This is a genomic window from Zoogloea dura, assembly GCF_012927165.1.
GTDB classification, from domain to species: domain Bacteria; phylum Pseudomonadota; class Gammaproteobacteria; order Burkholderiales; family Rhodocyclaceae; genus Zoogloea; species Zoogloea dura.
Genome location: NZ_JABBGA010000002.1, coordinates 161351 through 175501, shown reverse-complemented (window position 1 = coordinate 175501; position 14151 = coordinate 161351). Strand labels below are relative to the sequence as shown.

Below are 14151 nucleotides of genomic sequence, written 5' to 3'. Positions count from 1 at the left end.
GATAAGGGCGCGTCAGGCCCAGGCCGTGGTCAGGCTGACGCGTACCAGTCCCCGCAGGCCGTTGCCCATGTAGAGGGCATCGGCCTGTTGCAGGTCTGCGGCTGTAAGCCGGGTCACCCGGGCCCGTCCTTCGCGGATCAGGCGCCGCCGCAGGACGCCGTCGAGCACCCCCGCCTCGACCGGTGGCGTCAGCCATTCGCCGGCTTTTTCCACGAAGATGTTGCTGCGCGCGCCTTCGGTGAGCTCCCCCTTCTCGTTCACGAAGACGGCGTCGAAATGCCCTGCGGCCATGACCCGTGCCAGCTCCCGGTCGTAGAGCTGGCGGGCGGTGGTCTTGTGACGATAGAGCGGATCGCGGCTGTCGGTGTGCAGGGGTGACAGGACGATGGTGGGGTTCGCGCCCGGGGCGCCGATGGAAAGCGGAGCAGTCTCGAGTTGCAGGTCCCCGGCTTGCCCCAGTGTCAGGCGCACCCTCAGGGGGGTCTCCCCTCCCACTCGGGCGAGTGTTTGGCGGACGGCACTTTCGTCACAGGGGTAAGCGAACCACTGTGCTGATGCCGACAGGCGTTCCAGGTGTTCGGGCAAGAACGGGAAGGGCGTTTCGCCGGGGTCGTAGCGCAGGGTTTCGATCAGCCGCAGGCCTTTGGGCAGCTCGGTCAGAAAACGACCCTTCAGGTGGCATTCGGCCCATTCGGCTTCCGCCACGGAATCGTACACCACGCCGCTGCCCAGGTTGAGTCGGGCGCGGCCCTGTGAGTCTGCCAGCACGGTGCGGATCGGTACGCTGAAACGGAAGTCGCCGCCAGGGCGCAGCCAGCCGAGTGCGCCGCAGTAGAGACCGCGTTCGGTGGGCTCCAGCTCGTGGATGATCTCCATGGCGCGGATCCTGGGGGCACCGGTGATTGAGCCGCATGGGAAGAGGGCGCTGAAAATGGCCGCCAGATCGGCCTGCACCGGCTCGGCCACGACCCGGGAGGTCATCTGCCAGACGGTGGGATAGGGGTCGATCCGGAACAGGTCCTCGACCCGCACGCCGCCGGGCGGTGCCAGCCGTCCCATGTCATTGCGGATCAGGTCCACGATCATGATGTTCTCGGCCTTGTCCTTGGCCGAGGCGCCCAGGATGGCCGGGTCGGAATCCCGCGGGGCGGTGCCCTTCATGGGCTGGCTGCTCAGGCGGTCCCCGCTGCGCTCCAGGAAAAGCTCCGGGGAGCGGGACAGGATGCAGCCTTCGGCGTGCTGGATGAAGGCGCCGTAGCGAACCGGCTGGGCGCGCCGCAGGGCCTGGTAAAGGTGGACCGGGTCACCGAACAGCTCGCCTTCCAGCGGGAAGGTGTAATTGACCTGGTAGCAGTCGCCATCGGCGATGTATTGCCGGATGCGGGCGATATGGGCGAGGTAGCCGGATTCGGTGATGCCAGACCGGATGGCGCCGACGCCGCCGGCCGGCTGGTAGGCCCGGGATTCCAGCCAGGCTTCGCAGGCCGCCTCGTCAAGCCACTCGCCGTGTTCGAAGATCCAGCCGGTCAGCAGGATCTGGTCGGGGCTGCGGAGCAGGGGGCGCAGGCGGGGTTCGATCAGGCAGCCCAGCTCGTAGCTGGCGGCGATGGCGACCCAGGCACCTTGCCGGGAGGCCTCCTCCAGCTTGCGCAGGGCGGCCTGCCAGTCGTCGCCGGGGCGACAGGTCAGGGTTTCCCTGAGCTCACGCAGCAGCCAGGCGCCGGCGGCTCCCGGGTCGAGGTTGTTGTCGAAGAGGGCGAAGGCGGGGAGGGGGGGCTTGGCGGTCACGCCGCGGAGTTTACCCCTGGTGCTCTCCGCGGCGTAGTGGCTCGAAGGACTACTCCCTCTTTGTGCCGTGCTTCAGAGCAGCGGGCTGCCGGCGTGCTCGCCCCGTTCGTACACCACGTGGGCACGTCCGACCAGCAGCGGGTCCAGTGGGCCGATATGCTCGATGTCCTTGTTGGTGTAGGGCAGCTTGTGCAGGACATAGCGCATGGCATTGAGGCGCGCGCGCTTCTTGCAATCCGACTTGATCACCGTCCACGGGGCGTCAGCCGTGTCGGTGTGGAAGAACATGGCTTCCTTGGCCTTGGTGTAGTCGTCCCACTTGTCGAGGGAGGCCATGTCGATGGGGCTCAGCTTCCACTGCTTGAGGGGATGGGATTCCCTCTCCTTGAAACGGCGCCGTTGCTCCTGCTGACTGACCGAGAACCAGAACTTGATGATGTGCACACCGCTGCGTACCAGGTGACGCTCGAACTCGGGCGTCTGGCGCATGAATTCGAGGTATTCGTCGGGGGTGCAGAAACCCATGACCCGTTCAACGCCGGCCCGGTTGTACCAGGAACGGTCGAACAGGGCGATCTCGCCGGCGGTCGGCAGGTGCTGCACGTAGCGCTGGAAATACCATTGGCCGCGCTCGGTCTCGGTGGGCTTTTCGAGGGCCACGACGTGGGCGCCGCGGGGGTTGAGGTGCTCCATGAAGCGCTTGATGGTGCCGCCCTTGCCGGCTGCGTCGCGGCCTTCGAAGAGGATCACCACCCGCTGGCCTGTCTCCTTGACCCAGGCCTGGAGTTTGAGGAGCTCGACCTGCAGGCGGTACTTCTGGCGCTCGTAGGCCTTGCGGGACATCAGGTTCTTGTAGGGATAGCCGCCTTCGCGCCAGCCGTCGGCGAGCTCTTCGTCCGGGTGGGAGGGCAGCTTTTTGTAGACCGCCTCATCCTCGGCCAGCAGGGCGTTGCGCAGGATGGCGGCGTCGTCCGGCGAGGCGCCGGCCATGATGGCCTGCAGGGTCTCGGCGATGCTGTGGGTGTCGTGGCGCGCCAGGGTGGCGACGATGTCGCTGACCGCGCTGGCCTTGGCTTCGCGGGCGGCGGCGATGGCTTCGTCGACGACGAAGTGCTCGATGGATTCGGGCGTGTTGCGTGGCGCGGTGTCGCCCGCCCTTGCGCGGCGGGGGGCCCGGGCTTTGCCGGAGGTGTTGTCTTTCGTGCTCATGGCCAGCTTCCTCTTCTTGGTATGACTGGGTTGGCGGCATTGCGCCGCCTTGAACACGATATTCTCCGGCGATGCTTCCCCGCCCGCAATGGGCCTGGTTGCAAAAGGGTTATTGCGGGAGCGGTTTCAGCCCGCCCTGCGGGCGCAGCGTTCCACGTAGGCCTTGCAGCGCTCGGTGTAGTCGGCGGTGCTCTTGGGCATGGGGGTGCGGGCCCGGGTGATGTAGCTGACCAGGTCGCGACCTTGCTGTACCAGCAGGCGCCCGTCCTCGACCAGGTGCTGCTCCTCCAGCTGGGCCGGCATGGCGTCGCTGTTGAAGTGGCCGCACAGGCGCTCGGCGGCGGTGACGAAGCTGGTCCAGATGTCGAAGATGTCCGGATCGGTACGCAGGGTTTCGGTCTTGATCTTGGCGGCATCGGCAAAGTCCCGCACATGCGGGGCGATGCCGGTGAAACAGGGCAATTGTTCGAAGGTGGTCTGGATGGTCTCGGCGATCCGGTCGATGTCCCGCAGCGTCATGGCGATTTTGACGTAGCGGCTCTCGTAGAAGTCTTCGAGAGGGATGGAGAAGGCCTTGAAGGGCTCGCCCCACAGTTCATCGATGCCTTCTTCGCCGGAGCGGTGCAGGACCAGCCGGCCGAGCCCGAGGGCTTCCTGCAGGCAGCGGCCGCATTCGCGCATGAGAGCGTTGTCGGACTGGATTTCGATGCCCACGCTCTGCAGTTCGACCAGCTTGGTGAAGATGTCGGCCGCGCGGTTGAAGAGGGCGCCGGCAAGCATTGCCCCCTTGACCCGGCGTCGCTCGGGGCTGGTTTCTTCCTCGTAGCTCTTGCGTGCCTCGTTGAGTCGGCTGCCTGGGATGTTGAGGCCGTGCTCGACGTGGTTGAAGAGGCGCCGGGTCAGGGCGCCGATGAGCTGGCGCTTGGCCTGGAGAGTGTCTTCGGGCACCTTGTAGGTCTTGACCCAGTAACCTGAGTAGAAGACACGCTCACGGCCTTCAATGACCTGTTTGGTGCCTTCCGGAACGTTGTTGTCCATGGTCCGCTCTTGGGGCTGAGGGTTGGGGGAGGCGCTAGCCTCTATTGTTATCGTGCCCGCCTTCCGGCGCTGGCAACATGAAATTTTGCACCATAACGAAGACGGGGACGTAGTCGACCAAGAAAATCACCTGCAGATTATGAATCTTGTCACAGGCTGGGCGGCCGTCGGGCAGGCGCTTCAGCCGCCGATGTACGACATCTCGATCTTGGGCAGGGCGGCGGTTTCGGCCGTGCGGAGCTCCGAGTAGCGGTCGCCCCGGCTGTTCCAGATCCGGCCGATCACGGCGGAGACTTCCGCATCGCTGTGGCCGGCCCGCAGCAGGGAGCGCAGGTCATGTCCGCTCTGGGCGAACAGGCAGGTGTACAGGCTGCCCTCGGTGGACAGGCGGGCCCGGGTGCAGCTCGAACAGAAGGCCTGGGTGACCGACGAGATCACCCCGATCTCGCCCTGGCCATCCAGGTAGCGCCAGCGCTCGGCCACTTCGCCGGTGTAGTTGGGATCGACCGGCTGCAGGGGAAACTCGGCGTGGATGCGTTGCAGGACTTCGCCTGAGGGAACGACATCGTCCATCCGCCAGCCATTCGAACTGCCCACGTCCATGAACTCGATGAAGCGCAGGATGTGGCCGCTGCCCCGGAAGTGGCGGGCCATCGGCAGGATCTCCTGGTCGTTGAGGCCGCGCTTGACCACCATGTTGATCTTGATCGGGCCGAGCCCGGCCGCGCGGGCCGCCTCGATGCCGTGCAGCACTTCGGCAACGGGCACGTCCATGTCGTTCATGACGCGGAAGGTGGCATCGTCGAGGGAGTCCAGGCTGACCGTCAGGCGGCGCAGGCCGGCGTCACGCAGGGCCGCCGCCTTGCGTGGCAGCAACACGCCGTTGGTGGTGAGGGTCACCTCCATGTCGGGGATGCGCACCAGCTGTTCGATCAGCTGCTCGAGATTGCGCCGCAGCAGTGGCTCGCCGCCGGTCAGGCGGATCTTGGTGACGCCATGGGCGGCGAACAGGCGGGCCAGCCGGGTGATCTCCTCGAAGCTGAGCAGGGATGTGCGGGGCAGGAAGGCGTAATCCTTGTCGAACACCGACTTGGGCATGCAGTACACACAACGGAAGTTGCAGCGATCGGTGACGGAGATGCGCAAGTCCTTCACGGCCCGTCCCCGGCTGTCCAGCAGCTGTCCTGTCGGGGCTGACAGCACCTGCGGGATGGTGGGCTGCCGCCGCAACTGGCGTTCGTCGGCGAGGGGAATCACTCTCTGGGTCATCGCGTCTGTCTGGGGCGGCTGGAGAAGGCCGTTTTATAAGTGTCGCGGCGCCGCCGACGCCTTGTCCTTCGACAAGTGGCGGTGCTTTTCAGAAAATTATGGAGGCTGAGGCAGGGGAGAGCAACCGCCGGGCGGGCCGCGCGAAGCCCGCCGCACTCCGGCGCATGGGCTCAGTGCCTTGCCGACAGGCTGCCTTCGACCAGCACGGTGGCGACCAGCCTGCGATCGAAGGCAAACCAGATCAGGACCGGCGCCAGGGCAGGGAAGAGGAGGTAACCGAACTGGTAGCCGACCGCCACCAGGTTGATGCCCAGGCTGGAGAAGCCGGCCTGATGGGCGACCTGGGGACCGGACTGGACCGCCACCTGCAACAGCCACGCGAAGCTGATGCCCCAGGCCTGGAAGGGGATCAGCAGGGCCAGGCCGGCGGGCAGCTTCCACCACAACCCCTTGGCCCGGCTGGCCAGCAGCAGGGCGGGCAGCAGCGCCGAGCCGTAGCAATAGCTCAAGGCGCGGATCTCGGGCGCCAGCTCGCCGATCCGCCCGTTTTGGGCAAGTATGCGCAGATTGGTCACCAGCACGTGGCTGACACCGTCCCGCTCCATGCCCAGCACCCAGGAGGGATAAAGATGGCGCAACGCCTCGCCGGCCAGCCAGGCCGGCGGCGTGACAACCCAGTCGCGGGCGCCGTACCACAGCGCCAGCGTCGGGACGAGGAACAGCAGGGTGCGCAGGAAGAAGCTGCCGATGACGCTGAATTGCGGGCTCATGGCGTCAGGCTCCCGCCGGCAGGCTGCCCGACGGGGGCGTGCCATCATCGGATGCCTGCCTGGCCACCAGGCGGATCCACACCAGCCAGACGACCAGCACGTCGATCATGATGAGGGCCTGCCACAGGTAGAGGTGGGCAAACTCGAAGAATTCCTTGTTCCAGCGGGCCAGGTAGAACAGGGAGACGACCCGCAGCACATTCACCGCCTGCACGGCCAGGCTGCCGGCCAGGAGGCCGAACAGCTTCATCTTCCAGCTCGCCGGGTAGGCCGCCATGGCGGCAATCAGGATCAGGCAGGCCTCGATGCCGTTGCAGCCGGCTTCCACTGAGACGCCGATGCCGGTCTTCGCATCCATGAGGACCTTGCCGTAGGACAGCACGCCCGGGTCGAAAACCCCCAGCAGGAAGGCCGAGATGCGGGTCAGCAGCGACGTCCAGGGCACCACCAGCCATTGCTGGACGGGGCCGGTCAGCTCCAGCACCAGGAGGGTGGGGAGCAGGAGCAGGAATACGAGGAAGAAGCGGATCATCGGGCAGGCGCGGGTGGGGCTGAAGGTGTGGAGCGCCGCCGCCGTGTTTCAGGGACTCGATGGCAGCTGCGGCAGCCGAGTCTGCCCGACCCCCGGGGGATGCGCAAGCATGCCGAAGGTGGGGCGACCCGCGCCTCCCGGCCTGGACGCCGCCCGCCTGCTGGCCTTCAGGGCGGGCGCTGCGCTCAGTGGGCGAGGAAGTCCAGCACCATGCGGTTGAACTTGTCGGCGTGCTCCCATTGGGCCCAGTGGCCGCAGCGGTTGAATACGTGCAGTTCGGCGTTGGGCATGCCCCAGATCAGGCGCAGGCTGCCATCCAGCGGTACGAAGCGGTCGTCGCGCCCCCAGATGACCAGGGCCGGGGCGGTGATCTCGCCCAGGCGCGGGCTCTGGTCGGGGAACTGCCGCGGGTTGGCCTGCTGGCTCTTGACGAAGTTCTCCAGGTGGTCGCGGCGGGCCAGCATGTTTTCCAGGCGTGCCTGGAAAAGCGCCTCGGTCAGGCTGCTCGGGTCGAACACGAAGACCGCCATCATCTTCTTGAGGTTCTCGATGGTGGGTTCGCGATACAGCCCGTCGAGCAGCTTGATGCCCTCGGTGGGCATCGGCACGAACTGGCTCGGGCCGCCGGTGCCGCCGCCCATCAGGATCAGCTTGCCGACACGTTCCGGGTAGGCCAGGGCGAAGGCCACGGCGCTGTGGCCGCCCATGGAGTTGCCGATGATGTGCACCCGTTCGAGTGCCAGCGCGTCGATCAGGCCCTTGAGTGCGCGGGCATTGAGCTCCGAGCGGGACCCGGTGCAGACGATGGGGTCGCTCTTGCTCCAGCCCGGGCAGTCCATCAGGATCACCCGGTAGCCGGCGGCCACCAGGGGTTCCACGTTGCGGTTGAAGTTGGCCCAGCCGCTGGCGCCGGGGCCGGAGCCGTGGAGCATGACCACGGTTTCGCGGCCCTCGCCGGCATCGTTGTAATGCAGTTGCAGGTTCAGGTCGCCTTCCTGGATGCGGACGAAGCGGCTCGTCTGCGCTTCGCTCAGCGGCTCGGTGGTCACGGTGGTCGTCATGGTGGGGAGTCCGTTCGATGTGTGAGGGGCGGTGGATCGGGAGCCGGGCTTACTTGATGACGGGCCGGGCGTAGGCAAAGCGTTCGTGGATGGTGCTGTAGTCATCGGCCCCGAGCTTGCCGACGGCGTTGACCCTTTCCGGCAGCAGCAGGCCGTTTTCGAGGGTGTCGTCGCGGATGTCGATGTGGATCACGTCGAGCAGCATGAGGTGGCCGCCCTGGGGGCCGCCGCCGATCGACAGAATGTCGCGCAGGGTGCACTCGAAGCGCGCCGGGACGCCCGCCACCGACGGCGGCCTGACCCGGTGGCTCGGCACCTGGCCGACCCCCAGCGCATCGAACTCGCTCACCTCGGCTGGGTAGTTGGCGCAGGTGGCGTTCATGATCTCGGCGTGGGCCTGGTCGACGATATTGACCACGCATTCGCCGGTTTCCCGCAGGTTGCGCAGGGTGTCCTTTTCCTTGCGCTGGTCGCGGGGATTGACGTGGGTGACGGCCAGCACGGGCGGGACCACGCTTGCAACGGTGAAGAAGGAGTAGGGCGCGAGATTGGTGATGCCGTCGCTGCTGAGGGTGCTGATCCAGGCGATGGGGCGCGGGATGATGGCGCCGATCATCAGCTGGTAGTACTCCATGGGGGGCAGGTTCTTGGGGTCGAAGTTCATGGGCTCTCCCGGCGTTGGTGTGGTGCGTAAATTGATATTACGTTGAAAATTAATTTAAATTCAACAAAAAGATGCTTTCCTGAAAGGCTGTCGATGTGCAGAGGTCAAGAGGACCCGCCTTGCTGCCGTGAACGCCTGTCTGACAACGGCCCGCACAGCCTGGGCTCCGGGTGGAGGCCCAGGCTGTGCGGGCTTGATCGAGGGAGTGAAACTTGAACAACTTGACGATCGGCAAGCGCCTCACGCTGGGGTTCGGATTTGTCCTGCTGCTGGGGATGATTGTTGCCGTGACCGCCTTCTACAACCTGACGGGCCTCCGGCAGCAGTTCAGCCTGTACGACGAACAGATGGTCGCCAGGGAGCGCCTTGCCTACCGTGGGCAGGTGGCGCTCGGTAACGCCATCCACTATTTCAAGAACAGCGTGCTGCGCGGTGGGGATTACCCCGGAAAGTTCGCCGCGAGCATGGACGAGATCGACCGCATCGCCGGGGAGTATCGCGCCGGTGCGGTGCTCCCCCTGGAGGCCGAAGACGCGCTTGGGGAGATCGGGGCCAGCGGGAAGAAGTACCGGGCCGCGGTGGGCCGGGTGGTGGAGCTGCGGGCCAACGGTGCCACGGTGACCGAGATCGACAAGGCCATCGCAGGGGCCGACAAGCCCATCGGCGCCGCCTTTGCCAGGCTGCTGAAGCTGCAGCAGGAGGAGACGCGGGCGGCCCACGCGGCCTTCGATGCCGCGGTGCTCCGTGCCCTGCAGCTTGTCGGGGCGTTCTCGGTGGTCATGGTGCTGGCCGGGGCCGTGGCGGCGTGGCTGATCCGCCGCAGCGTCAGCCGCCCGCTCGCCCAGGCGGTGGTCATCAGCCAGGCGGTGGCGGCAGGCAATCTGCCGGGACAGATCGACATCTCCGCGCGGGACGAGACCGGGCTGCTGCTGCAGTCGATGCAGCGCATGGTGGATACCTTCCGGGGCTTCGTTGATGCCCAGGCCGAGAACGCGCGCCAGCACGGCCTCGGGATGGTGGACCAGCAGATCGATGCCGGCCGCTTTCCTGGCGTGTACGGCGACATGGCGCGTTCAATCAATACGCTGGTGCAGGCTCATATTGCGACTAACGTGAAGGTGGTGGAGGTGGTCCGGCGCTATGCCGTGGGTGATCTGTCGGTGGACATGGACAGGCTGCCGGGCCAGCAGGAGCAGGTCACCCGGGCGATCGACGACGTGAAGGCCAGCCTGCACGCCATCAATGCCCAGATCCAGACCCTGGTGGACGAGGCCGCCGCTGGCAACTTCACTGCCCGCGGCGATGCGGACGCCTTCCAGCACGCCTTCCGGGGCATGGTGCTGGGCCTGAACCGGCTGATGGAGTCCAGCGATACCGGCCTGGCCGGCGTCACCCGCATCCTCGAGGCGCTCGCCCGGGGTGATCTGACCCAGCGGATCGACGGCAGTTTCGAGGGCACCTTTGCACAGCTCAAGAACGACGCCAACGCAACGGTGAGCCGATTGCAGGAACTGGTGGCGAGCCTGCAGGGGACGGCCCGATCGATCGACATGGCCGCCCGGGAGATCGCTTCGGGCAACGCCGACCTGTCCCGCCGGACCGAGGAGCAGGCCAGCAGCCTGGAGGAAACCGCCAGCTCCATGGAGGAGCTGAACGCCACGGTGAGGCAGAACGCCGACAACGCCCAGCGGGCCAACACCCTTGCCGACCACTCCTTTGCCGTGGTCAATCAGGGAGGCCAGGCGGTCAAGCGTGTCGTGGACACCATGGCGGACATCCAGGACAGTTCGCGCCAGATTTCCGACATCATCGGGGTGATCGATGGCATTGCCTTCCAGACCAACATCCTGGCGCTGAATGCCGCGGTGGAGGCAGCGCGCGCCGGGGAGCAGGGCCGGGGTTTTGCGGTGGTGGCCAACGAGGTGCGGCAGCTGGCCCAGCGCAGTGCGCTGGCGGCCCGCGAGATCAAGGAGCTGATCGTGATCTCGGGGCAGAAGGTGGCGGGCGGGGCCGGGCTCGCCAACGAGGCGGGCACCGCGATGGAGCAGGTGGTGGATGCCTTCCGCCAGGTGGCGGGCCTGGTGACCGAGATCAGCAGCGCGAGCCAGGAACAGAGTCTTGGCATCAGCCAGGTCAGTGTCGCGATGGCCAGGATGGACCAGGTCACCCAGCAGAACGCCGCCCTGGTGGAGGAGGCCGCAGCCGCCGCAGAGAGCCTGGAGGCCCAGGCCCGTGGCTTGGTCGAGTCCGTGGCCGTGTTCAAGCTGCCTGCTGCCTTTGGTGAGGCGCCACAGCCGGCATCGGCGCTCAGGCAGGTGGGCCGGGGGCTGCACCGCGGGGTCGCGGCGGCCCGCTGAGTCCGTCAGCTGCGGGGGGCTGCCGGCTTTTCCAGCCAGCCCAGGATCGTCGCGAACAGCGCATCGGGATCGACGGGCTTGGCGATGAAGTCATCCATGCCCGCCGCCAGGCACTTGTTCCGGTCTTCAACAAAGGCATTGGCGGTCATCGACAGGATGGGCACGGCGGCATAAGCGGGCAATCTCCTGATGGTTGCGGTGGCCTCCAGGCCATCCATCTCCGGCATCTGCACGTCCATCAGGATCAGGGCGTAAGCGTTCTCCTGCGCCAGGCGGACGGCCTCGCGACCGTTGCGGGCCAGATCGGGTGCGAGCCCCGCATCCCGCAGGAACATCAGCGCCACCTCCTGGTTGATCGGCTCGTCCTCGGCAAGCAGGATGCGCTTGCCGCCATGCCGCTGCTGCAGCCGCGTTTCGGCATCCTCGGCGGGCCAACCGATGGTGTCTTCAGCGATCTCGTGCTGCCCCTTGCCCAGCCAGGCCGTCATCCAGAAGCAGCTGCCGCGGCCCGGCACGCTCTCCACGCCGACCGTGCCGCCCATCAGGCCGACAATCCGGCGGGCAATCGCCAGGCCCAGCCCGGTTCCGCCGTATTTCCGGGTCGTGGAACTGTCGGCCTGCTCGAAGGCTTCAAACAGCCGCATCCGCTGCGCCTCGGTCATGCCGATGCCGGTGTCACTGACGGCGAAGCGCAGCAGATACCGGTCCGCTTGTTCGTCGAGCACGCTGCCGCTCAGCGATATCCTGCCGTGCTCGGTGAATTTGACGGCATTTGCCAGGTAATTGACGAAGACCTGGGACAGCCGGGTCGGATCACCGCGCAAGGACGACGGCACCCCGGTCAGATCGATGCGGACTTCCAGGCCTTTGGCGGCGATGCTCTCGCCGATCACCGCAAGGCTGCTCTGCACCACCTCGGCCAGCACGAAGTCGGTGTCCTCGAGGGTCAGCTTGTCGGCCTCGATCTTCGACAGGTCGAGGATGTCGTTGACGATGCCCAGCAGGTGCTTGGCCGAGACCATGATCTTGTCGAGCAGGCCGGCCTGCCGCGGGGTCAGGTCGTCATGGCGGCGCAGCAGGTGGGTCATGCCGAGAATGCCGTTCATCGGTGTGCGGATCTCATGGCTCATGTTGGCCAGGAAGGCGCTCTTTGCCCGGCTGGTGGCCTCGGCGGCGGCCTTGGCTTCCTCGATTGCGTGTTCGGCAAGCTTGTGCGCCGTGATGTCGGTATAGGTCAGCAGGGTCCATCCGGCAGAGATGGGCTGGCCCTTTATTTCCAGGTGGGTGCCGTTGGACTGGCAGCGTTCGAAGGCGTGGGTCTGCCGGCCCTCCATCATGTGGATGAAGCCGGACAAGGCTTCCTGGAAGGTCTGGCCGGGGTAGTCACCCCGCTCGGCATTGATGCGGACAAGGTCGGAGAAGCCCAGGTCTGCCTGTTGGAACAACTCCGGCGGGTAATCCAGCATCTCGGCAAACAGGTGGTTGCGCAGGACGAGCTTCCGGTTTTCGTCATACACCACGACACCGAAGGGCAGGGCTTCGAGCACTTCATTGAGCAGACTGTGCAGATCGGCGATCTTCCGGGAGCGCGCTTCAACCTTGCTTTCCAGCTCCTGGTTGAGCTGCAGCAAGGCGGCCTCGGCCTGCTTGCGGGCGGTGATGTCGAGGGCGATGCGGCAGATGAAGCGGGCCTCGCCGCTGGCATCGACCACCGGGAACATGTGGGCCATGAAAATGCGTGGCTCGCCGTCCACCAGCAGGCGCTCTTCGATGGAATGGCGGGTCATGCTGCCAAGCACCAGGGCATCGTTGGTCCGGAACTGGCGGGCGCTGTCTTCGGGGTACAGGTCGAAATCGGTCTTGCCGATGATCTCGGCTTCGTCGAGGTGGTGGATGCGCTGCAGATTGGGATTGGCCAGGGCATAGCGGCCGTCGGTGTGTTTGAGCGACAGGGCCGCAGGCGAGTGGTTGATGATGGCGCTCAGCTTGAAATCGCGGTCGAGCAGGGCGGCTTCGATCTCCCGGCACTGCTCGACAGTGGCTTCCAGCTGCGCCTGCTCGTGCCGGATGAGGGCATTCTGTTCCTGCAGGCGTTGCTGCATGCCGTTGAAGTTGCTCAGCAGCTGGCGGATCTCGATGCTTCCACGGACGGAGAGTGGCGCTTCCGTGTCCTTGCTGGATCCCGACTCCCCGAGCTGGCGGGCGGCTGCTTCCAGCGGTTGCAGCTCCCGGCGTACCAGCAACCAGAACGATAGGCCGGCCAGCAGCGCAACCAGCAGCGCGCCGGAATAGATGCGGGTGCCCACACCGCGGATGGGCAGGAAGGCTTCGGCGGTGGGCAGGTAGGCGACGACGAGCCAGTCGGTGGCGCTGGTCCGGGCGGCAACGCTGAGATTCTCCTGGCCCCGCGAATTGACGATCACGCCGGGGCCCAGATAGCCCTGCAGCCGCTTGTCGAAAAGCGGGTTGATCCCCGGCGCCGGAAACGGCGAGAGGATGCGCGTGGCGTCGGTGCTGGTGACGAAGAGCCGTTCCTTGAGCGACAGGATGTGGAATCCGCCCGATTCTCCGTTGCGTGCGATGCCTGCGAAATGGAAGGGGCTGCCGCTGGAGATCAATTCCGAGCCGCAGAGGACGCCAGCGATGGAGCCGTCTGCCGCGTACAGCGGAACCGCCACCACGAGCGCGGGCTGGTGCGAGAAGCGGCCCAGCAACGGCTTGACCACCGCTTTGCCGGTGGCCATGACCTCCTGGAAGTAGGTCGAGTCCAGGTAGCGGGTGCCGATCGTGCCGCGCACCGGGGCCTCGGCGATCCGGACCCCCGTTTTTGACAGCACATAGATGTCTCGACTGAAGATCTTTTGCGTCAACAGCCTGTCGGCAAGATAGGCCTGCAACTGGCGAGGGTCGCCGCGGAGCAGCTGGCTGACCCGCGGGCTGATGCTCTGCAGGAGATCCGTGCGCAGGTTCAGCTCGCGATCAATGGTCCGTGCGACGAAGTCAGCCGTGGTGGCCTGCTCTGCTGCCACCACGTGTTCGAAGTCCTGGCGTAACCCGTTGACCACGTAGGCTGACAGCAGGCCCACACCGAGAGCGACGGTCAGCATGGCGCACAGTGCCAGCTTCATCCGCAGAGGCCAATGGCGGGGGCTGAGCGCGAGAGCGGATTGGAGTGCCATCAGCGGACTTCCTGTGCGGCAGTCATGCCATCAGGTGATGGAATATTGCGTTTTTTTACACATGAGCTGCTGTGACGCAAGTGTGCTCCGCGACGCTGTGCCTTGCCAAGATGCCCGCCATGATTGGCTGGCAGTCCCGTGCCATGTTCCATGGCGGCCCGCCGGACCGAAGCGATGTGTACCGCCCGTTGCGCAGCTGGCAAAAGGCGGCTGACTCCTTTGCTGGGGAGATCGATGGGTTTCATCGTCGGGACCGACGGCTTGCTTCCTGTGGGCAGCCGGCT

Annotated in this window: 10 protein-coding genes; 1 reads left to right on the top strand and 9 read right to left on the bottom strand. The window is 66.1% G+C overall.

Going from position 1 to position 14151, the window contains the following annotated elements:
• Positions 1–12: 12 nt before the first annotated feature.
• From pabB to HHL15_RS03650, 8 genes are all read right to left on the bottom strand, one after another.
• Positions 13–1788: an aminodeoxychorismate synthase component I gene (gene pabB / locus HHL15_RS03685; protein WP_169144470.1), complete on the bottom strand. Its 1776-nt coding sequence runs from the start codon at positions 1786–1788 to the stop codon at positions 13–15.
• Positions 1789–1860: 72 nt separating this feature from the next.
• Positions 1861–2997, bottom strand: coding sequence for a polyphosphate kinase 2 (ppk2, locus tag HHL15_RS03680; protein WP_169144469.1), 1137 nt, complete (start codon positions 2995–2997; stop codon positions 1861–1863).
• Positions 2998–3123: 126 nt separating this feature from the next.
• Complete coding sequence (locus HHL15_RS03675; RefSeq protein WP_169144468.1) at positions 3124–4035, bottom strand: hypothetical protein; 912 nt, start codon at positions 4033–4035, stop codon at positions 3124–3126.
• 180 nt (positions 4036–4215) lie between these two features.
• On the bottom strand, positions 4216–5304 hold the full coding sequence (gene moaA / locus HHL15_RS03670) for a GTP 3',8-cyclase MoaA (protein WP_169144467.1): 1089 nt from the start codon (positions 5302–5304) through the stop codon (positions 4216–4218).
• Between the two features lie 170 nt (positions 5305–5474).
• Positions 5475–6074, bottom strand: coding sequence for an exosortase H-associated membrane protein (locus HHL15_RS03665; RefSeq protein WP_169144466.1), 600 nt, complete (start codon positions 6072–6074; stop codon positions 5475–5477).
• A 4-nt stretch (positions 6075–6078) separates the two neighbouring features.
• Complete coding sequence (xrtH, locus tag HHL15_RS03660) at positions 6079–6606, bottom strand: exosortase H (protein ID WP_169144465.1); 528 nt, start codon at positions 6604–6606, stop codon at positions 6079–6081.
• Positions 6607–6791: 185 nt separating this feature from the next.
• Positions 6792–7667 (bottom strand): alpha/beta fold hydrolase, encoded by an 876-nt coding sequence (locus HHL15_RS03655; protein WP_169144464.1) that lies wholly within the window; start codon positions 7665–7667, stop codon positions 6792–6794.
• Positions 7668–7716: 49 nt separating this feature from the next.
• Positions 7717–8331: a flavin reductase family protein gene (locus HHL15_RS03650; RefSeq protein WP_169144463.1), complete on the bottom strand. Its 615-nt coding sequence runs from the start codon at positions 8329–8331 to the stop codon at positions 7717–7719.
• A gap of 212 nt (positions 8332–8543) precedes the next feature.
• Here HHL15_RS03650 and HHL15_RS26875 point away from each other — a divergent pair, with 212 nt between their 5' ends.
• On the top strand, positions 8544–10688 hold the full coding sequence (locus HHL15_RS26875; RefSeq protein WP_169144462.1) for a methyl-accepting chemotaxis protein: 2145 nt from the start codon (positions 8544–8546) through the stop codon (positions 10686–10688).
• Positions 10689–10693: 5 nt separating this feature from the next.
• On the opposite strand, the gene HHL15_RS03640 is transcribed toward HHL15_RS26875, so the two are convergent.
• Positions 10694–13867 carry a response regulator gene (locus tag HHL15_RS03640; protein ID WP_169144461.1) on the bottom strand — a complete coding sequence of 1058 codons (3174 nt, stop codon included), beginning with the start codon at positions 13865–13867 and terminating at the stop codon, positions 10694–10696.
• Positions 13868–14151: the final 284 nt, after the last annotated feature.